Raw genomic sequence first — 26,995 nt, forward strand, 5'->3', positions numbered from 1 at the left:
GAGGATCATCCGTACAGAAGGTTGGGAAGGACGAGAACGATCTGGGGGAACAGAGCGAGCAAGACGACGCCCAGCGCCATCAGGAAGAAGAACGGCAGGGAATACTGCGCGACCTTGCCGATCGGCGTTCCCGTCAGCCCCTGGATGACGAAGAGGTTGAACCCAACCGGCGGGGTGATCTGGCCCATCTCGACCATGATGACGAGATAGACGCCGAACCAGATCGGGTCGAAGCCCGCGGCGATCGCCAGGGGGAAGGTGATCGGCAGGCTCATCACCACGATCGAGACGCCGTCCAGGAAGAGGCCGAGCACGATGTAGAAGAGCGACAGCACGAACAGGAGAGCGAAAGGCGACAGGTCGAGCGCGCCGATCGCCGAGGCGACGTTGGCGGGGATGTGGAGGAAGCCCATCGCCGTGGACAGGAAGGCGGCGGCGATCAGGATGATGCAGACCATGCAGCTCGTCCGCACGGCGCCGAGGAGGGTCTCGACGAACAGCGCCACGGACATCTGGCGTGTCACCGCGGCAATGAGGATGGCCGCCGCGACGCCGACCGCCGCGGCTTCCGATGGCGTGGCGATGCCGGTGTAGATCGAGCCGAGGACGACCACCATGAGGATCAGGATGGGCGAGAGGTCGAGCATGGCGCGTGCGTAGTCGCCGGCCGTGTAGCGCTCGCCGCCGCCCGGCGCAATCGAGGGATCGAGGAGGGCGCGCACGGCAATGTATCCGGAGTAGAGGCTGGCGATCATCAGGCCGGGAAGGATGCCCGCCGCGAACAGGCGGCTGATCGAGACCTCGGCGAGGATGCCGTAGACGATCATGACGATCGAGGGCGGGATGAGGAGGCCGAGGCTGCCCGCGCCGGCGAGCGAGCCGAGCGCCAGCGAGCGGTCGTAGCCGCGGGCATCGAGTTCGGCGAGCGTGATCTTGCCGACCGTCGCGGCGGTAGCGGCGGAGGAGCCGCTGATCGCGGCGAACAGGGTGCAGCCGAGGATGTTGGTGTGCAGCAGGCGGCCGGGGATGCGGTTGGCGAAGGGGGCGAGGCCGCGGAAGAGACGGTTCGAGATGTCGGTCCGGAAGATGATCTCGCCCATCCAGATGAACATCGGAATGGCCGCCAGTTCCCAGGCCGAGCCGTAGCGATAGGCGATGCTGACGCCGATCGTCCCGATGCGGCTGAGATCCATCCCGAGCAGCAGGTAGAGCGACAGGCCGGCGACCAGGAGAATGCCGGCGAAGACCCAGAGGCCGAGACCGAGAAACGCAAAGATGAGCGCGAGCACGACGCCCGCTGAAAACAATGCTTCCATGTGCCTACCTTCTCTGCCGCCGAATGCTGCGCCGTGCCGTGTGGCGTCGTGCGGCGCGCATCAGATTTCCTGGGCCGTGTGGGATGAATCGACCGGCGGCGGGGTGTCGGTAAACTGGCGCAGCAGGTAGGCGAAGAGCTGCAGCGCGAAGACGCAAAGCCCGAGGAGAACGGCGCCCTGCGGGATCCACGTGGGCACTTCGGCAATCGAACTCGAGGTCGTGCCGCGCGCCCAGTCGCGGGAAACGCGAAGCCAGAAGAACCAGATGAAGACCAGGGTGGCGCCGAGCGCCAGCAGGGCGCAGAGGGATTCCAGGGCGCGGCGGGCGATGCCGCTCGTGCGCGACAGCAGGATGTTGACCCGGATGAGATTGCCGTTTTCCAGGGCGTAGCCCAGCGACAGGAAGGTGGTGGCCGCCACGCCATAGCCGACGAACTCGTCGAGGACGAAGGTCGACGAGGCGAAGACGGTCCGCAGGACGATCTCGTAGAGAATGTGGCAGACCATCGCGACCAGCGCGATGCACGCCAGCGCCGCGGAGGCTTTGGAGATGGCGTAGACCGTGCGCTGAAAGGCGATCATCAGGGGTTTTCCATCGTTGGGCGTCGGGAACGGTGAAGGCCACCACTCCCGACGCGATCGGCGAGGCTATTTCCGCTTTTCTTCATAGGCCGAGAGAAGGGCCTCGTTCTCGGGGAACTTCGACTTCCACTCGGCGATCGACGGTTCGGCCGCCTTGCCGAGGGCCGCGAGATAGTCGGGCGACACGCCGGTGACCACCGTCATGCCGTGTTCCTTCATCTGCGCATAGTTCTCCTGGACGCGGTTCTTCAACAATCCCCAGCCGAAGTCCTCGGCTTCCTTGGCGGCGGCGCGCACGGCTTCCTTCTCAGCGTCTGTCAGGGCCTCGAAGATGTCCTTGTTGATGTGGATGATCTGCAGCGGGCTGGCATAGTTCACCTCGGTGAAATGCGTCTGATGCTCCCACAGCTGGGCCGCAGCGCCGCCGTCGGCGGAGGTGAGGACGCCGTCGATGCCGTTGGTGGTCAGCTGCGGAACGGTGTCGGCCCAAGAGAGCTGGATCGGCGAAGCGCCGGCCTCGCGCAGCGTGACGGTGCCGTTGGCATCGTAGGTGCGGATGCGCACGCCCTTGATCGCCTCCATCGAGTCGAGCGGCTTGTCGCCCCAGAGGCCGCTCGGCGGCCAGGGCGTGGCCAGCAGGAACACCTGGTTGGCGTCGTCCAGCACCTTTTCATAGTAGGGGCGGCTCGCCTCGTAGAGCGCGCGGGTATCCTCGGTCGTCGGGGCGAGGAAGGGCAGGGAGGAGACGAGGAAGACGGGGTCGATGCCGGCCCAGCCACCGACGAAGGACGAGGCGAGCTGGATGGCACCGTCGCCGACGGCATCGAACTGGTCGACAGACTTGTAGCCGAGCGAAGCGCCATGATGCGCCGTCACGTCGATCTCGCCGTTCGAGGCCTTTTCCAGGGCGGCGACGAAGGTGTCGACGGTCTGGGCGTGGACGGAATTCGGCGGATACTCGTTGGCCAGATCCCATTTCGTCTGGGCGGAGGCGCTCTGCAGTCCGGTGCAGACGCTCAGCGCGAAGGCCAGCGCGGCGATCATTTTCTTCATGTCGAGGCATCTCCTGGGTTGGGGTGGATCGTAAGAACGTCAGACTGTCGGCGGACCGTGCGATTCACGCAACCGACTTGGGATAGTGGGTGTCCAGAAAAGCGGCCGAGAACTTCTGCGAGACCCGGTCGGCCTCGACATCTTCCGGGCTGCGCTCGGCGGGAGGACCGTAGCCGCCGCTGCCGGGTGTCTCGACGATGATCCACTCGTCGCTCTTGACGGCGACACCCGCCGGCTTGATGTCGAGCAGCCGCTCGGTCATCCCGGCGGCGCCGAGGGCAAACCGCCCGGGACGGCCGGCCTCGCCGCCGAACAGCCCCCAGGGCGCATTGGCGAAGCGTTCGCCGGCGCCGTTGAAGGAGCAGTCATGGTCGATCGGCTGGATGACGCGCCGAAGGCCGCCGCCGCCGCGATGCCGGCCGGCGCCGCCCGAATCCTCGATGAAGCCGTAGCTCACCACTCGCAGGGGATATTCCGTCTCGATCGCCTCGATCGGCAGGTTCGAGGTGTTGGTGATGTGCACCTGGACGCCGTCCTTGCCGTCGCGGTCGTTGCGCCCGCCGAAACCGCCGCCCAGCGTCTCGAAATAGAGGTAGTCGCGGCCGCTGCGGGGATCGACGCCGGAAAACACCGCGGTGGTGTTCGCCCCGTTCGAGGCCCCGACCGCCCGCTCGGGAATGGCCCGGGAGAAGGCGCCGATGATGATGTCGATGAGGCGCTGCGAGGTGTGGGCTCTCGCCGCGACCGGCGCCGGCGCGCGGCAATCGACGATCGAGCCGGCGTCGGTCACCAGTTCGCAGCAGTCGAGGATGCCCTGGTTGTTGGCGATCTCGGGGTCCAGCAAGGCGCGCAGGCTGAAGGCGACCGCCGCCTGGGTGGCATTGATCGGGACATTGATGTTGCCGCGCACCTGGGGCGAGGAGCCGCGCCAATCGAAGACCGCGCGGTCGCCGGCGACCGTGATCGTCAAGCGGATCGGAATGTCTGTTGTGCCGAGACCGTCGTCGTCCATCACGTCCTCGAACGAATAGGTGCCGTCCGGCACGGCCGCGATGGCCTGCCGCATGCGCAACCGCGTCCGCTCGACCAGTTCGTCGAAGACGTCGCGGATCAGCGCGAGCGGATAGCGCTCGCCGATCTCGGCGACGCGGCGCACGCCGAGCCGACAGGCGGCGATCTGGGCAAAATGGTCGCCGCGCCGTTCCTCCGGAATGCGGGCGTTGAGGAGGAAGATGTCCATCAGATCCTGCTGCATCTCGCCCCGGCGGAACAGCTTGACGAGGGGGATGCGCAGCCCCTCCTGATAGATCTCCGACATGCCGCCCGCCATCGAGCCTGGCACCATGCCGCCGATGTCGGCGTGGTGGGCGATATTGCAGATGAAGCCCATCAGCTCGCCCTCCAGGAAGAGCGGGGCGGCGTAGTTGATGTCGGGAAGATGGGTGCCGCCGGCGACATGGGGATCGTTGGCGACGAAGACGTCGCCTTCCTCGATGTCCTCAGGGCGATATTTTGAGAGGATCGTCGTCATCAGACCGGTCATCGAAGCGATGTGGATCGGCAGGGACATGTCCGCCTGGACGATCAGGCGGCCGGTCCTGTCACAGATCGCCGTCGAATGGTCGTGCCGTTCCTTGATGTTGGTCGAATAGGCGCTCTTCATCAGGGCGATGAAGGTCTCGTCGACCACCGAGCGAAAGGCACTGGCGACGATTTCGATGGTGATCGGGTCGATCCGCGGGCTCATCGAGCGCTCCCCTTGCGGGTGATGACGATGTTCATCGCGTCATCGACAATGGCGACATCGCCGGGAAACAGGAGACAGGTCGCGTCGAACTGGTCGATGACGGCCGGTCCCTGCAGCACCGTTCCCGGCGCGAAGGTGGCGCGGTCGTAGACGGGCGTCTCGACGGCCGCCACGGCATCGAACCATACCGGCCGGATGTCGCGCGGTTCCGGCGCCGACGTCGCATCGGCCGGCACCGGCGGTATGGCCGGCGAGGGAAGGCGGCCGAGGGCCGTGAGGCGGACGGCGACGACGTCGACCGGGTCCGTCTCGCTGTGGAAGCCGTAGGCCTGCTCATGCGCCTGGAAGAACAGTTGGCGCATTTCCTCGATGCTCGGAAGGTCGTCGAAGGGGACCTGGAGTTCGTAGTTCTGGCTGGCATAGCGCATGTCGACGGCGAGTTTTCGGCCGCGGGCCGGCTGCTCGACGGCTTCCGCCTTCCACCAGGCCTCGGCCTCTTCCATCATCGACGCGACGAGGCCGGAGAGCGCGGCTGCGTTGGCCTTGGTGAGGGCCAGACGCTGGCTGCGCACAAAACTTTCCGACCGGTCCGCGACCAGGAGGCCCTGGGCGCACAGAATGCCGGGTGAATAGGGAATGACGATCTCGGCGATGCCGAGCGCCTGCGCGCATCCCTCGGCATGCAGGGGACCCGCGCCACCGAAGGGCATCAGGACGAAGTCGCGCGGGTCGTGCCCGCGCTCCACGGAGATCGCCCGGATCGCGCGGACCATGTTTGCTGAGACGATGTCGAGCATGCCGATCGCCGCCCGCTCCAGCGTGAAGCCCAGCCGGTCGGCGATCTTTCCCACCGCTTGGCGGGAGGCTTCGACGTCGAGGGACATCGATCCGCCGAGCAGGCCATGCCCGGAGAGGCGGCCGAGAACGGCATTGGCGTCCGTCACCGTCGGCTCGGTGCCGCCGCGCCCGTAGCAGGCCGGGCCCGGCACGGCGCCGGCGCTGACCGGGCCGACCTTGACCAGGCCGTCGCGGTCGAACCAGCCGATGGAGCCGCCGCCGGCGCCGACGGTGTTGATGTCGATCATCGGCATCCGGACGGGGAAGCCGGCGACGTCGCGGTCGAAGGCCAGCTTGCTCTCGAGATTGCGGATCAGCGCCACGTCGGCGCTGGTGCCGCCCATGTCGAAGGTGATGATGTCGGCGCGCCCGGACAGCCGGGCGGTATGGATGGCGCCCATCGTGCCGGCGGCCGGGCCGGACATCGCCGTGCGGATGGGGAAGTCGCGCGCCTTGTCGACCGACATCAGCCCGCCGTTCGACTGGTTGATCCCGACGCGGGCCTCGGGCGAGGAGCGCTCCAGGGACTCCTTGAGGGTCGACATGTAGCGGGAGAAGGAGGGCTGCAGATAGGCGTTCAACAGGGTGGTCGAGCTGCGCTCGTATTCGCGGAACTCCGGCTGGACGTCGGAGGAGACCGAGATCGCGATGTCGGGCAGGGCTTCGGCGATGAGGGCCTTCATGGCCTGCTCGTGCGACGGGTTCAGATAGGAAAACAGGAAGGTGACGGCGACCGCGTCGGCGCCGCAGGCTTTGAGCGCCTCGATCACCGCGTCGGCGCTGTCGCGGTCGAGCGGCACGACGACCTTGCCGTCGGCACCGATCCGCTCGCGAACGCCGAAGCGCATGTCGCGCGGCGCCAGCGGCATGGGGTGATCGGCCTTCAGGTCGTAGAGTTTTGGCCGGATCTGGCGGCCGATCTCGACGAGGTCGCGGAAATTTTCCGTCGTCACCATCGCGACCCGCGCCCCGCGGCGCTGGATCAGGGCATTGGTCGCGACGGTCGTTCCGTGCGCGAGGGCACCGACGTCGGCAATCTCGAAGCCGGTCTTGGCGGCGAGTTCAGCGAGACCGGTCAGGATTGCTTCCGCCGGGTTGGCGGGAGTGCTGGAGGTCTTGTGCAGGGCCACCGACCCGGAATGGCGGTCGAAAGCATAGAAGTCGGTGAACGTGCCACCGACGTCCACGCCGATGGACCAGCTAGCTGCCTGCATTTTATGCCTGCCCCTTTGTTGTTCAGGCAAGGTATGCAGCTTGTATACGGGGTGTCAACCCGGCATGATGGGGACGAGACGATGAGATGGGGGGCAGGCATGAGCGAGGAGCCAGTGACGTCGGCCGGCAGCGAGCGGGTCTATCGAAGCCTGCGACGACAGATCCTGCGGCTCGACCTGAAACCCGGGGCAGAACTCGACGAAAGCCTCGTCTCGTCGCGCTACGACGTCTCCCGGACGCCGGTCCGGGAAGCACTGATCCGCCTGACCGCCGAGGGTCTGGTGACGTCGGTGCGGGGGCGCGGCGCCCGCGTGGCCTCGCTCGACCTGCAGGACCTCCGGGCCTTCTTCGAGGGGCTGGACATCCTGCAGCGCAGCGTCACCCGGCTGGCGGCGCTGCGGCGGGAGCAGGCCGATATCGATCGCCTCGAAGCCCATATGCTGGCCTTCGAGGCGGGCGCCGCGCTCGTCGACAGCGAGGTGATCAACGAAGTCAACTTCGCCTTCCATGCCGCCATCGCCGACGCGGCGCGCTCGAGCTTCCTATCTCACTCGTACCAGCGCAGCCTCGTCGAAGGCATGCGCATCGGCTATGTCAGCTTCTCCGAACACAGCGGCCTGGATCAGCGATTGGCGACCCATCTGGAATCGACCATCCATGATCATCGCGACATGTTTGCCGCCATCCGCGAGCGTGATGCCGATGCGGCCGAACAGCTCGCCGGCGCCCATGTCGAACTGTTCCGCAAGCGGGTCGCCACGGCGATCCTGTCCAGCGATGTCACGCAACGCATCTCCGCCGCCTCCCGGCACAGCGGATGAGACTCACAGACATCGAGCGAGGGTGAGACCGCACCGCGCCTCGGCTTTTGTTGTCGCTACCGGTAAAGGGGCATGGATTGGCCCGCCTCTTTGCCGGTAGGCTGGGCTCCGACAGGCCAGCCACTGAAAAAATGCGATGCCCGGCGCTGGCATCGACTCGACCAGGACAAACCCCAGAATGCCCGCCGGCGCCGGTTGCCGGGGGCCGCCAGGAAGCCTCCGCATGCGCAACATCCCCTCTCTGCGCTCGATCCAGGCCTTCGAGGCCGCCGCGCGGCTCGGCTCCTTCATGCGCGCCTCGGAGGAGCTGAAGGTGACGCCCTCGGCAATCAGCCACCAGGTGCGGGCCCTGGAAAAGGAAATCGGGGCGCAGCTCTTCCACCGCATCAGCCGCGCCATCGTGCTCACCGATACCGGCAAGAGCTACGCGGCGGAAATCGGCGAGGCTTTTGGCCAGATCGAGGCCGCGACGCGCGACCTGACCCGGCTCGGCAAGAGCGACATCCTGACCATCCACTCGGTGCCGAGCATCGCCGCGCAATGGCTGATGCCGCGCATCACGCGCTTCACTGCGCTGCATCCCGAACTCGACGTGCGGCTGAACGCCTCCGGCGAGGTGGCGGATCTCGGCCACGGCACGGTCGATTTCGACCTGCGCTACGGTGCGCCCGTGGCCATGGCGGGAATCTCCATCGAGCCGCTGCCGGAGGAGACGATCGTCGCTCTCTGCGCTCCCTCCCTCGTCGAGGGGCCGAATGCGCTCAGGACGCCCGCCGATCTCGTGCGCCATCCGCTGATCCATTCCGAGGTCAATCTCTACCGCTGGCGCGATTTCGCCAGGGATCACGGGGTCCGGCTCGATCTCGATCACGGTTCGCGTTTCGACCGGTCGTTCCTGGCGATCAGCGCGGCGATGGACGGGCTCGGCGTCTGCCTGGAAAGCCGGCTTCTCGTCGGGCGGGAGCTGGCCAGCGGACGGCTCGTGCTGCCCTTCGGCGAGACCGGCCACAAGATGCGCTGCCACAGCCTCGTCCACCTGCGCTCGCGCGCCCGCCTCGGCAAGATCGCCGCCTTCCGCAAATGGATCTTTGCCGAGCTCGCCGCCGGCTGACGGTTTTGTCCGGCGGTGGCCGGTCGGGCGCAAGAGCGCCGCCGCAGGCTGCTCGGCGCGGCGGGCCGGCCGGGCAGGGCGTCTATGCCAAGGCGGCACCGATGACCTGGAGCGAGCGGGTGATCGCCGCCTCGATCTCGCCGATCGGCAGAGGCTCGGGGCGGCGGATCGGCTGCGCGTCGGGGCCGCGATGGAGGCGCAGCGGCAGCTCCAGGCTGACCGGCAGGCCCGGATGGGCCCGCAGGCCCGCGAAAATCTTGCCGAAGTCGATGTCGCCGTCGCCGATGGGGGCGAAGAACCAGCCTTGGTCGGTGCGGCGGACGTCCTTGAGGTGCATATGGCCGCAGCCGGGGAGGGACAGGACCGCATCCTCGGCAGGGTCCACGTCCGGCCGGTGCGAGCAGGTGTTCGCCGCATCGTAGTTGAGGCGCAGATGCGGCGTGTCGAAGCGGGAAACGAGGGCGAGCCCTTCGGCGGCGGTGTTCATCAGGTTGTCGCGGCCGTCGCCGGGATTTTCGAGGGCGATGACGAGGCCGAGCTCTTCCGCGAAGCGTAGAAGCGCCTCGAGATTCCGCTCGAGCGGCGCCGCCTTGGCGACCACGGCGGCATTGGTCAGGATGATGTCCGCACCGATGCCGCGGGCAAAGCGCATGCGACCGGAAAACACCTCGACCGCGTCGGGGTTGCCGAGGTCGATATGCGAGGACACGGCGCGGCAGCCGAGCCCGCTCGCCGCGATCAGCTGGCGGTGGCGCTCCGTCTCTGCCGCGGTAAAGGCGCTTTCGTCGAAGGGCTCGGTATAGCCGACGATGTAGGCCGGCTCGACATGATCAGCCCCGCAGGCGGCGAGGCTCTCCAACACGGCTTCGAAGGGATGGCCGTCATAGGGCGCGGTCGAGACGGAGACGGTGCGGTCGGGGCGGTCGGATAGGGTGCGGTCTGGCAAGGCTCACCTCTGGCTGGCGGATGCGTCTTTGTCGGCCCGCCCGCGAGGACGTGCAAACGCGAAGCGCTGCAACTTGCATGAGCTGAGTTCACGGGTCCGCCGCCGGGCGACGGACCCGTGTGCTCAACGCTGGATGAAGGGATTGGCGGGAACGGCGTCCGAGGTGGAGATCCAGACGCTCTTGGTCTCCAGGAACTCCTTGACGGAGGACATGCCGCTTTCGCGCCCGATGCCGGAATCCTTAATGCCGCCGAAAGGCATCATATAGCTGACGGCCCGGTAGGTGTTGACCCAGACCATGCCGGCCTTCAGCGCCTTCGTCATCCTGAGGCCGCGGCCGATGTCCTTGGTCCAGACGCCGGCGGCCAGGCCATAGATCACATCGTTGCCGATGCGCACCGCGTCGGCCTCGGTGTCGAAGCCGATGACCGAGAGGACCGGGCCGAACACCTCTTCTTGGGCGATCCGCATGTCGTTGGTGACGTCGACGAAGATCGTCGGCTGGACGAACTGCCCGGACTCCAGGCCCACGCCCTCCGCCCGCCGGCCGCCGAGGACGCAGCGCGCGCCTTCGCCCTTGGCGATGTCGATATAGTCCATGATCTTCTGGAACTGCGGCGGGGTCGTCACCGGTCCGATGTTGACGTCGGCCTGCATGGGGTCGCCGATCTTGGCCGTCCGGCCCATGGCGACGAGCTTGTCGACAAAGGCGTCGCGGATGGAGTTCTGCACCAGAAGGCGCGATCCGGCGATGCACGTCTGCCCCGTCGCGGCAAAGATGCCGGAAACGACGCCGGCGACCGCCGCGTCGAGATCGGCATCCTCGAAGACGATGTTCGGCGACTTGCCGCCGAGTTCCAGCGAGACGCGCTTCAGCCCGCGCGCGGCGGCCTGGTAGACGGCCCTGCCGGTGGTGTCGGAGCCGGTGAAGGTGACCTTGGCGACGCCGGGATGCTCGACGAGCGCGGCGCCCGTCTCGGCACCGAAGCCGGTGACGACGTTGAACACGCCGTCGGGAAAGCCGGCCTCCTTCGTCAGCGCCATGAAGTTGAGCGTGCTGGCGGAGGTGAATTCCGAGGGCTTGATCACCACCGTGCAGCCCGCCGCGATGGCGGGCGCGCACTTCCAGGCGATGAACAGCAGCGGCGAGTTCCAGGCCGTCAGCGCGGCGACGACGCCGACCGGCTCGTGCGTCGTGAAGGTGAGGAGGTCGGGCTTGTCGATCGGCACGACCGCGCCCTCGATCTTGTCGGCGAGGCCGCCGAAATAGTACCACCATTCCGGATGGTAGCGGACCTGGCCGGCCATCTCGGCGAGAAGCTTGCCGTTGTCGCGGACCTCGGTCGCCGCGAGGCTCTCGGCATTGGCCGCGACGAGATCGCCGAGCCGGCGCATCAGCTTGCCGCGCGCGGTGGCCGTCATCGTCGCCCAGGGGCCCTCGGTCAGCGCCCGGCTGGCGGCGGCGACGGCGCGGTCGACATCCGCCTTGCCGCCGCGCGGGATCCTCGCCCAGGCCTTGCCGGTATAGGGGTTCACCGTGTCGAACCATTCGCCGCCGGCGGGGTCGCAATACTCTCCGTCGATAAAGAGCTGGTAGGTGTGCATCACACTTGTCCTTCCGGCGCCGCGGCGCCCGCTGTGCACGATACCGCTGCCGCGGCGGCGCGGCGCCAGGTGGCGCTGTCGAGCGGCCGGTCGCGCCAGGCCGCGAGATGCGCGGCTGCTTCGAGGAGCGCTGTTTCGTCGATCCCAGTCTGGATCCCCATGGCGGTCAGCATGGCGACGACGTCCTCGGTCGCGACATTGCCGGTGGCGCCGGGCGCATAGGGACAGCCGCCGAGACCGCCGACGGCGGAATCGAAGGCGGTGATCCCGGCCTGCAGCCCTGCGAGCGTGTTGGCCAACGCCTGGCCGCGCGTGTCGTGAAGATGAAGCTCGAAGTCGATATCGGGAAAGCGCTGGCGCAGCATCGCCGAGACGGCATGCACCTGCGCGGGATGGGCGATGCCGATCGTGTCGCAGAGGCCGATGCGGGTGGCGCCGGCCTCGGCGAAGCGGCCGACGATGCCGGCCAGGTGCTCGGGCGCCACCGGGCCGGAGAAGGGGCAGCCGAAGGCGACGGAGATCGAGATGCGGGTGGTTATGCCCGCCTGCCGCGCGTCACCGTCGAGCTGGAGCAGTTCGACGAGCGAGGCGGCGGTCGGCCGGTTGAGATTGGCCTGGTTGTGCGCGTCGCTCGCCGAGAGCACGAAGGTCGCGCCCGCGGTGCCGCAGGACAGTGCCCGGTCGAGGCCGCGCCGGTTGGGGATCAGCGCGAAGGCGGTGATCGGCAGGTCGGCCGTGCCGCGCACGACGTCCTCGGCATCGGCGAGGTTCGGGATCCACCGGGGATGCGTGAAGGAGGTGACCTCGATCTCCTTCAGGCCGGCGGCGGCGAGGCGCCGGACCAGCTCGATCTTGGCGTCGGTCGGCAGGTGCTGCTTTTCGTTCTGCAGCCCGTCGCGCGGGCCGACCTCGATGATCGACACGCTCTTCGGCAGGGAGAGGCTCATGGACGAAAAGCTCCTTCGAGGATCGACACCAGGCCCTCATAGGTGACGTTGCGCGGGTTCGGCCGGACCTGGCGCAGATTGGTCATGCCGTCCTTGGCCAGCGCCTCGATGGCCGAGCGCGGCACGCCGAGATCGTCGAGCGTGGCGGGAATGCCGACATCCCTGGCGAGCTGTTCGACGGCGGCGACGGCGCCTTCGGCGCCCTCGCGCAGGGACAGGTGATTGACGCGCACGCCCATGGCGCGGGCGATGTCGCGGTAGCGCGGCAAAGCGGCGACGAGGTTCCAGCGCATCACATGCGGCAGCAGCACCGAATTGGCGATGCCGTGCGGAACATCGAACTGGCCGCCGAGCGGCATGGCGAGGCCGTGCACCATGCCGGTGGCGGCGCTGCCGAAGGCAAGGCCGGCATAGAGGCTGGCGGTCAGCATGGTCTCGCGCGCGGCGATGTCGGCGCCGTTGTGGACCGCGGTCGGCAGCGCCGCGGCGATCATGGCGATGGCGTCGAGGGCGAAGCGATCGGTCAGCGGCTGGGCGAAGCGCGAGACATAGGCCTCGATCGCGTGGGTCAGCGCGTCCATGCCGGTCGCCGCCGTCACCGCCGGCGGCAGGCCGAGGGTCAGCTCGGGATCGAGGATCGCGGCATCGGCGAGGAGATGCCGGCTGACGATGCCCTTCTTTGTCTTCTCCGCCTTGAGGCTGAGAACGGCGACATTGGTGACCTCGCTGCCGGTGCCGGCCGTGGTCGGGATCATGATCTTGGCGACGGCCGCGTTCGGCAGCTTGTCGATGCCGAGATAGTCCCTGATGTCGCCGGGATTGTTGACGAAGGCCGCGGCGCATTTGGCGACGTCGAGCGCGCTGCCGCCGCCGAGCCCGACGACGAGGTCGCAGCCGGCGATGCGGGCGCGCGCGGCGCAGGCGATGACGGTCTCGATGCTGGGATCGGGCTCGACCTCGGCGAAGATCTCGACGTGGAAATCACCGAGGAGTGCCGTCACCCGGTGAGCGATCCCGGCTTTGACGATGCCGGGGTCGGTGACAAGGAGGATTTTCGTTCCGCGCAGCCGGGCGATCTCGGCCGGCAGCTGCGCCAGCATGCCCCGGCCATGCACGATGCGCTCGATGGCGCCGAAGACCGACGCGCTCGCCATTCCCATTACCGACATCCCTTGCTTGATTGTCTCGCGGTCGCCATCAGACGATCCCGCGCGCCCTGAGGCCCTCGACGGCTTCCGCGTCGAGGCCGAGCGCCTCGCGCAGCACTTCCTCGGTGTGTTCGCCGAGCCGCGGGCCGACCCAGCGCACCGCGCCGGGTGTCTCCGACAGCCGCGGCACGACGGCCTGCATGGTCAGGGCCCCGTAATCCTCGGTCTCGACCTCGACCAGGGCGCCGCGCGCCTGGAAATGCGGGTTGGCCGCTGCGTCATCGATGCCGGCGACGGGGCCGGCGGGAACGCCGGCGGCGTCCAGCCCTTCGAGCAGCGCGGTCAGCGGCAGGGTCGCCGTCCAGGCCGCGACGAGGGCGTCGAGCTCGGCCTGGCGCTCGCCGCGGGCGCGATGTGTGGCGTAGCGCGGATCGGTGGCGAGCGCCGGCTGGCCCATGAGCTCGGCGAGGCGACGAAAGATCGCGTCGCCATTGCCGGCGACGAGCACCCATTGGCCGTCGGCGGTCGGATAGAGATTGGACGGCGCGATTCCGGGAAGACCCGTGCCGGTGCGCCGCCGGACGGCGCCGGTGGCGCTGTGTTCGGCAAACACGCTCTCCATGACGCCGAGAACGGCGTCGGTGATGCCGACATCGATGACCTGGCCGCGGCCGCTGGCATGGCGGGCGTTGAGCGCCGAGAGCACGCCGATGGTGGTGAACATGCCGGCGAGGCTGTCGCCGATCGACAGGCCGGCGCGCGGCGGCGGCTGGTCGGGAAAGCCGCCGAGCGAGCGCATGCCGGCCATGGCCTCGGCGATGGCGCCAAAGCCGACGCGGGTCGAATAAGGGCCGGTCTGGCCGAAACCCGAGACTCGGGCGATGATCAGCCGCGGATTGGCGGCCTGCAGCACGTCCGGCGCCATGCCCCAGCGCTCGATCGTGCCGGGCCGAAAGTTCTCGATCAGCACGTCGGCTTCGGCGAGCAATGCGCGGGCGATCTCGGTGCCCTCGGGCTGGCGGAGGTCGAGCGTCAGCGAGCGCTTGTTGCGCGCGATGACCGGCCACCACAGCGCCTTGCCCTCGCGCTGCACGACGCCCCATTGCCGCATCGAGTCGCCGGTCCCCGGCGGTTCGATCTTGACGACATGGGCGCCTTGGTCGGCGAGGAGCTGGCCGCAGAAGGGGCCGGCGATGAACGAGCCCATCTCGACGACGCGCAGGCCGTCGAGGGCACCGGCGCCGCTCACTTGCGCGCTCCGACCACGACCAGCCCCGCGGCGCCGCGGGCATTGCCCATCAGCGCCTCGACATGGCGGGACTGGGTGCTCTGTGCGTGTTCGGTGACGGCGGCGACCGCGGTCGCCACGTCGCGGCGGCGGACGATGTCGAGGATGTTCATGTGCTCGGTGACGGTGCGCTGGCGCCCTTCCAGGCTGCGAATTTCCAGCCAGCGGGCGCGGGCGAGGCGGGTCATCACGTCCTCGACGGCGCGCACGAAAAACAGGTTGCCCGACAGCCGCGCCAGCTCGACGTGAAAGTCGCGGCCGGCGCGGTGCCATTCGTCGAGGGACATGTCCATGGTCACCGACACTACCATCTCGGCGATGCCGTCGATCTCCTCGGGTCTCGCCCGCTGGCAGGCCAGCGTCACCGCTTCGCGTTCCACGGCGGCGCGAAACTCCGACGCCGCCTCGATCTCCTGGAAGGACAAAGGCGTCACCGACCAGCCGCGGTCGTCGCGCTGGACGAGGCCGTCGACCTCGAGCCGCGACAGGGCGGCGCGGATCGGGGTGCGCGAGCCGCCATAGAGGGCCTCGAACTGGCGCTCGCTGAAAGCGTGGCCGGGGCTGAGGGTAAGGGACAGGATGTCCCCGCGGATCGTCTCGTAGAGGCGGTGCATCTGGGACAAGAAAGCACTCCGAAAGCGTGGTATCCCGCTCGGTATACCGAAATGATCGGCGGAAGAAAAGCCTCTGGCGCGACGTGGCCGCGCAATTTTCCGATCTGGTCTCTGTTGCTGAGACCCCGTCGTTCACGGGTCTCCTCGGCGTCTCGCCCGGCGCCGCGGTGACGGGAGGCCGCTAGCCGATGGCGTTGATGCGCCGATAGGCTGAGATCACCTGGCTGTCGTCGGCGGCGCCGTCGCCCGCGCCCGAAGCCGAGAGGAAGAGCTGGTGCGCCATGGCGGCCAAGGGCAGGGCGGCCTTGGCGTCGCGGCCGGCCTCCATGACGATGCCGAGATCCTTGACGAAGATGTCGACCGTGCTGGTGATGCCGGGCGCCTCCTCCAGCATGCGCGGCCCGCGGTCGCGCAGCATCCAGCTCGATGCCGCCGAACCGCCGACGATCTGCAGGAGGACGTCCATGTCGACGCCGACCTTCATGCCGAGCGACAGCGCCTCGGCCGCGGCGGCCAAATGCACGCCGCAGAGCAGCTGGTTGATCGACTTGACGACGGCCCCCTGGCCCGGCGTCTCGCCGACATGGAAGAGCTTGTCGCCCATGGCGGCGAGCACCGGCCGTACCTTTTCTAGGACGGGCGCCGGGCAGGCGGCCATGATGCTGAGGCTGGCCGCGATCGCCCCGGCGACGCCGCCCGAGACCGGGCAGTCGACGAAGGACCGGCCTTCGGCCTCGACCTTGGCGGCGAGCGCCTCGACCGCGCCGGGCGGGCAGGTGGACATCAGGCAGACCGTGCCGCCCGGTGTCATCGCTGCCAGCGCCCCGTCGTCGAAGAGGACGCTGCGGGCCTGGTCGATGTTGACGACCATCAGCACCAGCACCTCGGCGCCGGACGCCGCCGCCGCGACCGTCGCCGCGGCCTTTCCGCCGGCGGCCTCGAGGGCCGCGCCGGCGTCCGTACGGATGTCAGTGCCGGTGACGGCGAAGCCCGCCGCAACGAGGTTTTTCGCCATCGGCAGGCCCATGGAGCCGAGGCCGACGAAGCCGATCTGTGTCACGCGCGTATCCTTGCAGGAGGTCAATAGAGCGTCAGCGCGGGGACGTAGGAGATCAGGCCGAGCACCGTCAGCGCCACGAGATAGAAGGGCCAGAGTTCGCGCACAACGGCGAGGATCGGCACCCGGGCGATCGCCGCGCCGATGAACAGCGTGGTGCCGATCGGCGGGGTAAACAGGCCGATCGACAGGTTGATCGCCACCATGATGCCGAGCTGGATCGGGTCGATGCCGATCGCCTGGCCGATAGCGACGAAGGTCGGGCCGAGCAGCAGGATGGCGGCGGGCAGGTCGAGGAACATGCCGACGAAGAGCATGATCAGGTTCATCGCTAGGATGATCAGCCAGGGCTCCTGCAGTACCGTCATCGCCCAGTTGGCGACGATCGCCGGCACCCGCTCGGTGATGAGGACATGGCCGACGAGACTGGAGGCGGTGATCACCAGCATGACCACACCGGTGGTCACCGCTGTCGTCACCAGCGCGTCGCGTAGTCGCGCAAGCGTGAGATCCCGGTAGAGAAGCGTGCTGACGACGATGGCATAGGCCACGGCGATGACGCTGACCTCGGTGGGCGTGGCGATGCCAAGCCGCAGGAGCGCGATGATGAAGACCGGCATCAGCAAGGCCGGCGCCGCGGTCACGAGGGACGCGCCGAGCGCCCTGAGGCCGCCGCCGCCGCCCTCGAGCCGCGGAAAGCTGCGCATGCGGCCGCTGACATAGCAGACGACCATCATGCCGGCGGCGAGCAGCAGGCCGGGAAGCACCGCGGCGATGAACAGCGAGGCGATCGAGGCGTTGGAGACCGTCGCGTAGATGATCAGCGGAATTGAGGGGGGTATGAGGCCGGCGATCACCGAGGAGGAGGAGGTGACGGCGGCGGCGAAGGCGGCGGGGTATCCCTCGCGCTTTTGCCAGGGGATCAGCATCGAGCCGAGCGCCGAGGCTTCCGCCACGGCCGAGCCGGAGACGCCGCCGAAGACGGTCGAGCCGACGACGCTGACCTGCCCGAGGCCGCCGTGGAAGCGGCCGACCAGCGCCGCGGCGAAGGCGACGAGCTGCTTGCCGAGCGTGCCCGACATCATCAGCGAGCCCGAGAGGATGAAAAAGGGAATGGCCAGGAGCGGAAAGCTCTGGGTCGGCTGGAACAGCTTGACCACGGCGATAACGGCGGGAACGCCACCGAGGAACAGCACCGCGGAGCCCGCCGCGATGACCAGGGCATAGCCGACCGGAAAGGCGCAGACGAGCAGCAGCGCGAAGACCGAGACCATCATGACCGTCATAGCGTGTGCTCCGGTTCCTCGGCGAAGATGATGCGCGGATCCTCGGCATAGAGCACCCGGACGAGGTACACCGCACAGGTCAGGACGATGCCGACGAAGCCGAAGATCATCGCCGAATAGGCGTAGAACTGCGGAATGCCGGTCAGCGGAAACAGCTGGTGGCCGGTCACCTTGATCACGTCGATGGCGACGAAGGCGAGATAGGCGAAGGTGACGAGGATGAGCACCTGCATCGCCACCAGGAGGACGCGGGCGGCGGCGCGGCCCAGGGCGTCGAGGAGGAGCGAGACCGAAATGTGGGCGCCACGATGCGCCGCTAGGACGATGCCGCCCATGACGAGCCAGGGAAACAGGAGGTTCGGGACCTCGGCCGGCCAGCCGAGGCCGCGTGTGGTGAGATAGCGGACGATGACGTCCGCCATCAGGGCGAGGAAGATCGCCACGATCGAGAGCACGCCGATCGTCGAGGCGACGAGGCCGATGCCCTGGTCGATGAAGTTGGCAACGCGCAGGGCGACTGGCGCCGCCCTGCCGTCGCCGGGCATCTGCCCCGCGCGGTTCATTTCTTCGCCGCAGCCGCCGCAGCGACCATCTCGTCGACGAGCTCGGGATAGGTCTCGCGCCACTTGTCGTAGACGGACTTGGTCGCATCGACGAAGGCCTGCGATTCCACCTCATTGAAGACGACGCCGGCCTCTTCCAGCGTTGCGCGGAGCTTCGCTTCGTCGCTCTGCGAGCGTTCGCGGTTGAACTTGCCCGCTTCCAGCGCCGCCTCGCGGATCGCCGCCTGGTCCTCGGGGGTGAAGGTATCGAAGATGATCTTGCTGGCGACGAGCAGGGTCGCTTCGTACTTGTGGTTGGTCAGCGAAATGTACTTCTGCACCTCGTACAGCTTGGAGGAGTAGATGTTGATCAGCGGGTTTTCCTGGCCGTCGACGACGCCCTGCTGCAGAGCGATGTAGAGCTCGGAGAAGGCGAGCGGCGTCGGGTTGGCTCCGAGCGCGTTGAAGATGTCGATGGTGATCGGATCGGGCGGTGTGCGGATCTTCAGGCCGGCGAGGTCCGCGGGCTTGGTGATCGGCCGCGTGCTGTTGCTGGTCTGGCGGATGCCGTTGTCCCAGAAGGCGAGGATGACGAGGCCCTGCGCTTCGGCAGCGGCGGCGAGCTTCTCGCCGACCGGGCCGTCCATGACCTCCCAGGCCTGCGGCAGGTTCTCGAACAGGAAGGGCAGGCCGAGCACGGCGATCTCGGGCACGACGGCCGAGGTGGTGCCCTGCGAGTTGGCGCTGAAGGCCAGCGTTCCCAGGCGCATGTTGGTCAGCGCCTCGGCGTCCTCGCCGAACTGCGCGCTGCCGCCGACGTCGATCTTCACGCGGCCGGCGGTCTTTTCGGCGACGAGCTCGGAGAAGCGCAGCGAGGCGTCCGACTTCGGATTGCCGGGCGCCGCGTTGTGCGAGAGCTGGTACTGGGCCATCGCCGATGTCGAGTAGAGCGCGATCGCGGCAGCGATGGCGAGCAGGGACTTCTTCATGCATTCCTCCCGGGGGGTGTGGTGACAGCAGATTATTGGACGGCCGCTCTTGGGGCGGCTCGGGGCGGAGCCTTTGGCCCCGTGCTTCTTTTTGGCGAACAGACCCTGGTTTCGACGCGCCGACGATGCGGCGGATGCCCCGAAAGGCAGATTTCGGGACGGGTTGTGTTCAGCCCAACATTGGTATCCCAACTGGGATGCCAAATCAACTCCAGGCCTTGACCGATGCCACGATCTCCGACGTTGAGATCTTGTAGCGGTCGTGCAGGGTCGGCAGCGCGCCGGCGTCGAGAAAGGCGTCGGGCAAAGCGATCTGGTGGAAGGCGGGCGGGGTGATGCCGGCGCGCATCAAGGTTCCCGCCACCGCCTCGCCGAGGCCGCCGACGATCGAATGGTTTTCGGCCACCACCACCATGCGGCCGGTCCTGGCCGCCTCGCGCTTAATCGTCTCGACGTCGAGCGGCTTGATCGTGGCGACGTGCAGCACGGCGGCGTCGATGCTGTCGGCGGCGAGCGCCGCGGCGGCTTCCAGCGCCCGCATGGTCATGATGCCGGTGGAGATGAACAGGACGTCACGCCCGTCGCGCAGCATCTTGGCCTTGCCGAACTCGAAGCTGTAGCCGTATTCGTCGAGCACCATCGGCACGTGGCCGCGCAGGAGGCGCATGTAGACCGGACCCTGATGGGCGGCGATCACCGGCACCGCGGTCTCGACGTCGCGGGCGTCGCAGGGGTCGATGATCGCCATGTTCGGGAGCGCGCGGAAGATCGCCAGATCGTCTGTCGCCTGGTGGCTCGGGCCATAGCCCGTGGTGAGGCCGGGCAGGGCGCAGCAAATCTTGACGTTCAGCTTCTCCTCGGCGATCGCCATGCAGATGAAGTCGTAGGCGCGGCGCGAGGCGAAGACGGCATAGGTGGTGGCGAAGGGCATGAAGCCCTCGCGCGCCAGCCCTGCGGCAGCGCTCATCAGCAGCTGCTCGGCCATGCCCATCTGGTAGAAGCGGTCGGGATGAGCCTGCGCGAAGATGTGCAGGTCGGTGTATTTGGCGAGATCGGCGGTGAGGCCGACGAGGTCGGGCCGCTCCTCCGCGAGCTTCACCAGCGCGTGGCCGAAGGGGGCGGAGACGGTGCGCTGGCCATCGGCGGCGAGCGAGGCGATCATCGCCGAGGTCGTCAGCCGCTTCTTCGGCGCGGCGGCCACGGGAGCGTTCGTGCCTGCGGTCATTTCTGCCTCCCGGCGTCGAGCGCATCCAGCGCCAGCGTCCACTCGTCGGCGTCGACGCGGATGAAATGCGCGCTTTCGCGCGCCTCGAGGAAGGGCACGCCCTTGCCCATCTTGGTGTCGCAGATGACGATGCGTGGCTGGCGCCCGGGGGCCGCGCGTGCCTCGTCGAAGGCGCGGGCGACGCCCTCGAGGTCGTTGCCGTCGACGCGCCGGACGAACCAGCCGAAAGCCTCGAACTTGGCCGCGAGCGGCTCGAAGCCGAGCATCTTGGTCGACGGACCGTCGGCCTGCTGGTTGTTGACGTCGACGATGGCGATGAGGTTGTCGAGGCCGTGGTGGGGCGCCGACAGCGCCGCCTCCCAGGTCGAGCCCTCGTCGAGCTCGCCGTCCGACAGGAGGTTGTAGACGAAGGCCTTGGAGCCCTTGCGCTTCAGCCCGAGGCACATGCCGACGGCGATGCCGAGGCCCTGGCCGAGCGAGCCGCCGGTGATCTCCATGCCTGGCGTATAGGCCGCCATGCCCGACATCGGCAGCCGCGAGTCGTCGCTGCCGTAGGACTCGAGCTCCTCCTCGGGCAGGATGCCGGCCTCGATCAGAACGGCATAGAGGGCGATGGCATAGTGGCCGATGGACAGCAGGAAGCGGTCGCGCCCTTCCCATTCCGGGTCTTCCGGGCGGAAGGTCATGGCGTGGAAATAGGCCACGGCCAGAACGTCGGCGATGCCGAGCGCCTGGCCGACATAGCCCTGGCCCTGGACCTCGCCCATCCTCACCGCGTTGCGGCGGATGCGGTAGGCGCGTTCGGCCAGGCTGACATTGGTCAGGGGCGGCGAGGGCGGTGCCATGGGCTTCTCCTCCAGACGGGGCGATGGGGACGACCGCCCTGTGCGCCGCGATCCGGCGCGCCGGGATCGGGCGTGATCAGGGCGAGGCCAGCCGGCGTCGCCGGCTGACGCGGCTCAATGGATCAGCATGCCGCCATTGACGTCGATCGTCGCGCCGGTGACGTAGGCCGACAGGTCCGAGGCGAGGAAAAGATAGATCCCCGCCACATCGTCGGCGCTGCCCAGCCGGTCGAGCGGAATGTTCTTGCGGATGTCGAGACGCATCTCGTCGGTCAGCATGCCGCCGGTGATGTCGGTCTCGATCAGACCGGGGGTGACGCAGTTGACGCGGATCTTGTCCGGGCCGAACTCGCGTGCCATCGCCTTGGCAAGGCCGAGCACGCCGGCCTTGGCGGCGGAATAATGCGGGCCACCGAAAATGCCGCCGCCGCGCTGCGCCGAGACCGAGGACATGCAGGCGATTGAGCCGCCGCCTTGCGCCTGCATCGCGGGGATCACGGCCTGGCTGAGCAGCAGCACGCCGGTGAGGTTGACGTCCATGATGCGCGACCAGTCGGCGATGCCGATGTCGAGCAGTTTGATCTTCTGGGTGATGCCGGCATTGTTGATGAGGATGTCGATGCGGCCGAAGGCGGAAAGGACGGCCGCGACGGCGTCGCGGCAGGCGCCGGAATCGGTGACGTCGCAGCCGAGGCCGATATGGCCTTCGCCGAGCGAGGCCGCCGCCGTCTCGGCCGCCGCCGCATCGATATCGAGAATGGCAACGCGCGCGCCCTCGGCAGCAAAGCGCCGGGCAGTGGCCAGCCCGATGCCCCGCGCACTGGCGGCGCCTGAAATCACGGCGAATTTGCCCTGAAGAAGCATGTCGTCCCTCCCATACCGGATGTTACCGGATCGTTCTTGGGGGTAGTCGTAGCGAAGATGACGCGCGACGCACAAACGCAATCCAAGCGGCGATGGGTGAGCTGACCTCATCTATCAGGGGGTCCGGCGGGGGCTTCCAAGATCATAGTCAAGCGCCGGGCGCAGTCGCCTGATGGTCCGGACGGCCTGGGAAAGAGCGTTCGCCCTTGGCCGGAATCCCGAAAACCGGGGATTGCCTGCAGCCGCAGAGGAGCGCAGCCGGATGGGCGCCGGGGCGGTTCACCGGCCGACGGAAATCGCCCTCCCTGGCGCGCTGCCTATCTGCCGATCCCGGGTCGGCCCTCGGCAAAATCCGATCAGGCCTTCATCGTCCGTGCGAAGGTCTCTGCAATCACGAGGACGGCGGCGTGGATCGGCCCCGCGGTGAGACTGGGCATGATCGATGCGTCCACGACGAAAAGATTGTCGAGCGCTTTCAGCCGCAGATCGCCGTCGACGACGGCGTCCGCGTCCTTGCCCATTCGGCAGGTGCCGCAGGGATGATGGTGCGTGATGACCGCCTCAGCGATGAAGCTGTCGATCTTAGCTGTGCTGTTCAGCTTGGCCGGCAGGAGTTCGTGGCCGCGCCAGTCGGCGAGGCCGTCGTGATGGCCGATCGTTCGTGCCGCCTCAAGGGCCCGGCGAAACAGCGCGCGGTCGCGATCGGTTTGCAGATAGGCGGGGTCGATGATCAGGCGATCGCCGAGCTCGGGGCCGCTGATGCGCAGGCTGCCGCGGCTCGTGGGATGCGTGATCCCGAACAGCAGCGAATAGGCGGTGCCGGCGGCCGGCGCCTGGAAGCGCTCGGACACGATCGGAGCGACGCCGCAGCCGACGACGATGTCGGGCTGCCCGGTCGCCGTAAAGTCGCCCGCGCGCAGATAGGCCATCGACTCGGAATGCTGAAGGCGAGACGGGGGTACCGGCCGGCGGGCGGCATAGAGATTGCCGGCACCCAGCAAGTGGTCCTGAAGGTTGCGACCGATCTGCGGCATCTCGATCAGACAGCCGACGCCGGCGGCATCCAGCACATCGCGCGGGCCGATGCCCGAGCGCATCAGCAGGGCCGGACTTTCCAGCGCCCCCGCACAGAGAATGACCTGGTCCGCAAAGACCTCGACGGCGCTCTTGTGCCCGATCACCTCGATGCTGCGAGCCTGGCGGCCATCGAGGATCACCCGCCGCGCCTGCGACCCGGTCAGGATCGTCAGGTTGTCGCGGGCGCGGACGGCGGGCGTCAGCCAGGCATCCGCCGCCGTCACCCGCCGCCCGTTGCGGATGTTCAGCGAATTGGGTGTGACGCCGATCATCTGGCCGCCATTGTGCCCCTCGAGGCGCGGCAGGCCCAGAGCGGCGCCGGCCTCGATGAAGGCCCGCGCGACCGGACTGACTTCGTCCGACGGCAGATGGACGGGCATCGGGCCGCCCTTGCCGTGCCCGCCATCGCTGCCGGACGGAGGCTCCTCGATGGCCTCGAAGGCAGGCAGAAGGGCATCCCAACCCCATCGGGCATCGCCGGATGCGTCCACCCAGGCCTGGTAATCCGCGGGATGGCCGCGCATGTAGCCCATCGCATGCAGGCAGCTCGATCCGCCGACGACCTTTCCCCGTGCCCAATGGTGGATGCGTCCCGCGGTCCCTTGCTGCGGCTCGGTGCGATAGTCGCGGTCGTAGCTGCGACCCTGGAGCGCCGGCCAGGCGGCGGGCACCCAGATGTCGGGATCGGTGGGTTCCTCGCCGGCCTCGATCAACAGGACACGGCGCCCGGGCTCCTCGCTCAGGCGTGCTGCCAACAGGACCCCGGCGGAACCGCCACCGACGATGGCGACATCGCCCTTCCACCTGCGTTCACGGTCCGGCGCCCGGGTCATCACCTCTCCCTGTCTTCCTCGGCTCGTCACCGCCGAGGACGGCCGATGGCGATGGGCCTTGCAAACGTCGCCGGATGCCGGAACCGATCAGCCGGCCTGGAGGACGCTCAGATATTGCTGTCCATGGCGACCTTCGCCGCCGCCTTGGCCTTCAGAACATGCTTCTTCGCGGCCTTCCGGGCCGCTTTCGCATCGCGGGCCGCGATCGCCTCGAAGATCTCCCGCATCTCCAGAAAACTGTTCCACGCCCTGCCTTCCAGGGACATCGAGCGTCCGCGAAAGAAGCTGACCCTGGCCAGGAGGCCCCGATGCACCTCTTCCAGCACCGGGTTTCCGCAATTGGCGAGAATGATGGCGTAGAACTCGGCCGCGGTGGTGACCTGGGCCATGCCATCCTTGCTGGAAGCGGCCGCTTCGAAGGCGGTGAGGGAGTCCTCCAGCGCGCGCAGTTCGCTCTCCGTGATCCGCGCCGCACATTGGCCGGCGGCCTCGACTTCCAGGAGCTCTCGGACCTCGTAGATGGCCATCGCCTGCGCCCAGGACAGCGCGGGAACCGACGGCCCCTTGTTGGGCACGATCTCGATCAGCCTTTCTGCCTCCAGGCTGCGCAAGGCTTCCCGGAGCGAGGGGCGGCTCACGCCCAACTGCGCGCAGAGCTGGCTTTCCACCAGGCGGGTTCCCGGCTTGAACAGGCCGGAGAAGATGGCCAATCGAATCTTGTCGACGGTCCCCTGCTGAACCGTGCGGGTCGAAACGCGCAAATTCAAATCTGCCATCGGCTTCCACTCAATTGGCGCGAAAATCCAGGGCGACCCAGGACGTGTGACGCGTGACGCACCATGCCAGGCACCCGCGCTTAGATAGCGTGTCCCGGAGAGGTTGTCAGCTTCAAGATTGCGGCATTGCCAGATTGCCAGATTGCAAGATTGACAGACAATCCGGGTTGACGAGCCTCGGGATACCATGCTCCATTCTTGTCAGAGAGGCAGCAGCGGTGAGGGCGGGACATGCTGGCAGACACAGTTTCTGACCAACGACAGTCGCGGCGGGTGGACATCGGCCGCATCACGCTGAACGTGCGCGAGCAGGGCCAGGGGCCCCTGATGCTGTTCTTCCACGGCATCACATCCAACTCGGCCGTCTTCGCCCCGCTGGTGGACCGGTTGTCGAGCCGCTTCAGGACCGTTGCGGTCGACCAGAGAGGGCATGGGCTCAGCGACAAGCCCGACGCCGGCTACGCGGCGGCCGATTACGCGGCTGACATCGCCGGCCTGATCCGCTCGCTCGACGCCGGCCCGGCCATTCTCGTCGGGCATTCCTTGGGCGCCCGCAACTCGGTCACGGCGGCGGCGATCGACCCCGAACTGGTCCGGTCGGTCATCGCCATCGACTTCACCCCCTATATCGAGACGGACGTGTTCGATGCGCTCGACAGCCGGGTGAACGCGGGCGATCAGCTCTTCAAGGATGTCGCGGCGGTCAAGGCCTACCTTGCCGGGCGCTACGTGAACCTTCCCCCGGCCGCGATCGAAATTCGCGCCGCGAGCGGCTACCGCGCCGTCGAGGGCGGCTTGCGTCCGCTGGCCTCGCCATCGGCAATGGCACAGACCGCGACGGGCCTGCGGGCGGATCTGGTGCCGGTCTACCAAAAGGTGACGAAGCCCGTTCTCATCGTCCGCGGCGGGGACAGCAAGCTCGTCTCGGCGGATGCGCTGGCCAGGACCAGCCGGTTGCGGCCCGACCTGCCCGTGGTCGTGATCCCCGGCGCCGACCACTACGTCAACGAGGTCTCTCCAGAGATCACGCTCAGAGCCATCAGCAACTTCGTCGACGCCTGAGGGTAGGGCACCCGCACCTTTTTGTCCGCATCACGAGGATCCAGCAAAATGGCCAATACGACTTCAACATCCGGCAGAACGCGGCGTGCGGAAATCGCCGGCGGCGGCTTTGCCGGCCTGACGGCGGCGATCGCGCTCCGGCAGAGCGGCTGGGATGTCCGCCTGCACGAGAAGAGCCCGGAGCTCAGGGCCTTCGGCGCCGGCATCTACCTCTGGCACAACGGCCTGCGCGTTCTGGAAGGCGTCGGCGCGCTGGAGGATGTGCTGACGGGCTCCCATACGCCGCCGACCTACCAGACCTGGATGCACAACAAGTCCGTTTCCAGGGAGACCTTCAACGGACTGCCCTGGCGGGTCATGACGCGCAGTCACCTGCACGACGCCCTGGTCCGCCGCGTGCGCGAAGTCGGGGTCGATATCCGGGTCAACTCCGAGGCGGTCGCCGCCGATCCGCAGGGCCGCCTGACGCTGCAGACCGGCGAGGTCCTCGAGGCCGACCTGATCATCGGCGCGGACGGCGTCGGCTCCAAGGTCAGGGATTCCATCGGCTTCAAGCAAGAGCGCTGGAGCGCCACCGACGGCATCATCCGCCTGATCGTGCCCCGCAAGAAGGAAGAGCTCGGCGACGGCGAATGGGACAACACCATCGACATGTGGAACACCAGCCCCCGCGTCCAGCGCATTCTCTATTCGCCCTGCAACGACAAGGAACTCTATCTCGGCATGATGGCGCCGGCAGCCGATCCGCGCGGCTCGCGCGTGCCGATCGACCTGGAGGTCTGGGTCGAGATGTTCCCGTTCCTGGAACCCTGTCTCGTCGAGGCGGCGAAGCTGCAGTCGGCCCGATACGACAAATACGAGACGACCAAGCTCGACAGCTGGACTCGCGGCAAGGTCGCGCTGGTTGGCGATGCCGCGCATGCGATGTGCCCGGCGCTCGCCCAGGGAGCCGGCTGCTCAATGGTCAATGCCTTCAGCATCGCGCAGGACGTCGCGTCCGCTGCGTCCATCGAGGAGGCCCTGGTCGGGTGGGAAAAGCGGGTTCGCCCGATCACCGACCGCTGCCAGGCCATTTCCGCCGACTACGCGGCCCATCGCTCCCTGTCGAAAGGCAACATGTTCACGCCGGCGGCCCTGGAGGCTGCCTGCTACGACCCACTGCGCCAGGTCTCCTCATGGCCGCAGTAGGACCGGACCACCGTGACAGAA

At 67.9% G+C, this 26,995-nt stretch carries 24 protein-coding genes; 4 read left to right on the top strand and 20 right to left on the bottom strand.

Annotated features, from left to right (window positions below):
• Positions 1-5: 5 nt before the first annotated feature.
• The 5 genes from IEX88_RS11385 to IEX88_RS11405 all read right to left on the bottom strand — a co-directional run bounded on the left by IEX88_RS11385 (position 6) and on the right by IEX88_RS11405 (position 6,749).
• Positions 6-1,316 (bottom strand): TRAP transporter large permease, encoded by a 1,311-nt coding sequence (locus IEX88_RS11385; protein WP_188850717.1) that lies wholly within the window; start codon positions 1,314-1,316, stop codon positions 6-8.
• Between the two features lie 60 nt (positions 1,317-1,376).
• Positions 1,377-1,898: a TRAP transporter small permease subunit gene (locus tag IEX88_RS11390; protein ID WP_188850718.1), complete on the bottom strand. Its 522-nt coding sequence runs from the start codon at positions 1,896-1,898 to the stop codon at positions 1,377-1,379.
• A gap of 66 nt (positions 1,899-1,964) precedes the next feature.
• On the bottom strand, positions 1,965-2,951 hold the full coding sequence (locus IEX88_RS11395) for a TRAP transporter substrate-binding protein (RefSeq protein ID WP_188850719.1): 987 nt from the start codon (positions 2,949-2,951) through the stop codon (positions 1,965-1,967).
• Positions 2,952-3,015: 64 nt separating this feature from the next.
• Positions 3,016-4,698, bottom strand: a complete 1,683-nt coding sequence (locus tag IEX88_RS11400) for a hydantoinase B/oxoprolinase family protein (RefSeq protein WP_188850720.1) — start codon at positions 4,696-4,698, stop codon at positions 3,016-3,018.
• Positions 4,695-6,749 (bottom strand): hydantoinase/oxoprolinase family protein, encoded by a 2,055-nt coding sequence (locus IEX88_RS11405; protein WP_188850721.1) that lies wholly within the window; start codon positions 6,747-6,749, stop codon positions 4,695-4,697. Before IEX88_RS11405 ends, IEX88_RS11400 begins: the two co-directional genes overlap by 4 nt.
• 99 nt (positions 6,750-6,848) lie before the next feature.
• Between IEX88_RS11405 and IEX88_RS11410 the strand changes: the two genes are divergently transcribed.
• Together IEX88_RS11410 and gcvA are read left to right on the top strand one after the other, a co-directional pair.
• Complete coding sequence (locus tag IEX88_RS11410) at positions 6,849-7,571, top strand: GntR family transcriptional regulator (protein WP_188850722.1); 723 nt, start codon at positions 6,849-6,851, stop codon at positions 7,569-7,571.
• Positions 7,572-7,794: 223 nt separating this feature from the next.
• On the top strand, positions 7,795-8,682 hold the full coding sequence (gcvA, locus tag IEX88_RS11415) for a transcriptional regulator GcvA (protein ID WP_188850723.1): 888 nt from the start codon (positions 7,795-7,797) through the stop codon (positions 8,680-8,682).
• A gap of 82 nt (positions 8,683-8,764) precedes the next feature.
• Here gcvA and IEX88_RS11420 read toward each other — a convergent pair whose 3' ends face one another.
• The 15 genes from IEX88_RS11420 to IEX88_RS11490 form a co-directional block, all read right to left on the bottom strand.
• Positions 8,765-9,628 (bottom strand): sugar phosphate isomerase/epimerase family protein, encoded by an 864-nt coding sequence (locus IEX88_RS11420; RefSeq protein ID WP_188850724.1) that lies wholly within the window; start codon positions 9,626-9,628, stop codon positions 8,765-8,767.
• Between the two features lie 123 nt (positions 9,629-9,751).
• Positions 9,752-11,233 carry an aldehyde dehydrogenase gene (locus tag IEX88_RS11425; RefSeq protein ID WP_188850725.1) on the bottom strand — a complete coding sequence of 494 codons (1,482 nt, stop codon included), beginning with the start codon at positions 11,231-11,233 and terminating at the stop codon, positions 9,752-9,754.
• Positions 11,233-12,180, bottom strand: a complete 948-nt coding sequence (locus IEX88_RS11430; RefSeq protein ID WP_188850726.1) for a hydroxymethylglutaryl-CoA lyase — start codon at positions 12,178-12,180, stop codon at positions 11,233-11,235. Before IEX88_RS11430 ends, IEX88_RS11425 begins: the two co-directional genes overlap by 1 nt.
• Positions 12,177-13,340: an iron-containing alcohol dehydrogenase gene (locus IEX88_RS11435; protein WP_244640056.1), complete on the bottom strand. Its 1,164-nt coding sequence runs from the start codon at positions 13,338-13,340 to the stop codon at positions 12,177-12,179. Before IEX88_RS11435 ends, IEX88_RS11430 begins: the two co-directional genes overlap by 4 nt.
• A gap of 37 nt (positions 13,341-13,377) precedes the next feature.
• Positions 13,378-14,577 (bottom strand): CaiB/BaiF CoA transferase family protein, encoded by a 1,200-nt coding sequence (locus tag IEX88_RS11440; RefSeq protein ID WP_188850727.1) that lies wholly within the window; start codon positions 14,575-14,577, stop codon positions 13,378-13,380.
• A complete protein-coding gene (locus IEX88_RS11445; RefSeq protein WP_244640086.1) occupies positions 14,574-15,230 on the bottom strand; it encodes a GntR family transcriptional regulator in 657 nt (218 codons plus the stop codon). The genes IEX88_RS11440 and IEX88_RS11445 overlap by 4 nt, the downstream gene beginning before the upstream one ends.
• A 181-nt stretch (positions 15,231-15,411) precedes the next feature.
• Positions 15,412-16,290, bottom strand: a complete 879-nt coding sequence (locus IEX88_RS11450) for an NAD(P)-dependent oxidoreductase (protein ID WP_188850729.1) — start codon at positions 16,288-16,290, stop codon at positions 15,412-15,414.
• Positions 16,291-16,310: 20 nt separating this feature from the next.
• On the bottom strand, positions 16,311-17,573 hold the full coding sequence (locus IEX88_RS11455) for a TRAP transporter large permease (RefSeq protein WP_188850730.1): 1,263 nt from the start codon (positions 17,571-17,573) through the stop codon (positions 16,311-16,313).
• A complete protein-coding gene (locus tag IEX88_RS11460) occupies positions 17,570-18,136 on the bottom strand; it encodes a TRAP transporter small permease (protein WP_244640057.1) in 567 nt (188 codons plus the stop codon). Before IEX88_RS11460 ends, IEX88_RS11455 begins: the two co-directional genes overlap by 4 nt.
• Entirely contained in the window at positions 18,133-19,104 is a 972-nt protein-coding gene (locus IEX88_RS11465; protein ID WP_188850731.1) for a TRAP transporter substrate-binding protein, read from the bottom strand. Before IEX88_RS11465 ends, IEX88_RS11460 begins: the two co-directional genes overlap by 4 nt.
• Before the next feature lie 205 nt (positions 19,105-19,309).
• Positions 19,310-20,329: a transketolase family protein gene (locus tag IEX88_RS11470; protein ID WP_188850732.1), complete on the bottom strand. Its 1,020-nt coding sequence runs from the start codon at positions 20,327-20,329 to the stop codon at positions 19,310-19,312.
• Positions 20,326-21,174, bottom strand: a complete 849-nt coding sequence (locus IEX88_RS11475; RefSeq protein WP_188850733.1) for a transketolase — start codon at positions 21,172-21,174, stop codon at positions 20,326-20,328. The genes IEX88_RS11470 and IEX88_RS11475 overlap by 4 nt, the downstream gene beginning before the upstream one ends.
• Positions 21,175-21,288: 114 nt before the next feature.
• Complete coding sequence (locus IEX88_RS11480) at positions 21,289-22,038, bottom strand: SDR family NAD(P)-dependent oxidoreductase (RefSeq protein WP_188850734.1); 750 nt, start codon at positions 22,036-22,038, stop codon at positions 21,289-21,291.
• Positions 22,039-22,394: 356 nt separating this feature from the next.
• Complete coding sequence (locus tag IEX88_RS11485) at positions 22,395-23,948, bottom strand: GMC family oxidoreductase (RefSeq protein ID WP_188850735.1); 1,554 nt, start codon at positions 23,946-23,948, stop codon at positions 22,395-22,397.
• A 107-nt stretch (positions 23,949-24,055) separates the two neighbouring features.
• Complete coding sequence (locus IEX88_RS11490; protein WP_244640059.1) at positions 24,056-24,913, bottom strand: GntR family transcriptional regulator; 858 nt, start codon at positions 24,911-24,913, stop codon at positions 24,056-24,058.
• 84 nt (positions 24,914-24,997) lie between these two features.
• Here IEX88_RS11490 and IEX88_RS11495 point away from each other — a divergent pair, with 84 nt between their 5' ends.
• A complete protein-coding gene (locus tag IEX88_RS11495; RefSeq protein WP_274604599.1) occupies positions 24,998-25,786 on the top strand; it encodes an alpha/beta fold hydrolase in 789 nt (262 codons plus the stop codon).
• Positions 25,787-25,834: 48 nt separating this feature from the next.
• Positions 25,835-26,974: an FAD-dependent oxidoreductase gene (locus IEX88_RS11500; protein WP_188850737.1), complete on the top strand. Its 1,140-nt coding sequence runs from the start codon at positions 25,835-25,837 to the stop codon at positions 26,972-26,974.
• Positions 26,975-26,995: the final 21 nt, after the last annotated feature.

The sequence above is a fragment of the Aureimonas glaciei genome, assembly GCF_014643375.1.
In the GTDB taxonomy this organism is placed as follows: Bacteria; Pseudomonadota; Alphaproteobacteria; order Rhizobiales; family Rhizobiaceae; genus Plantimonas; species Plantimonas glaciei.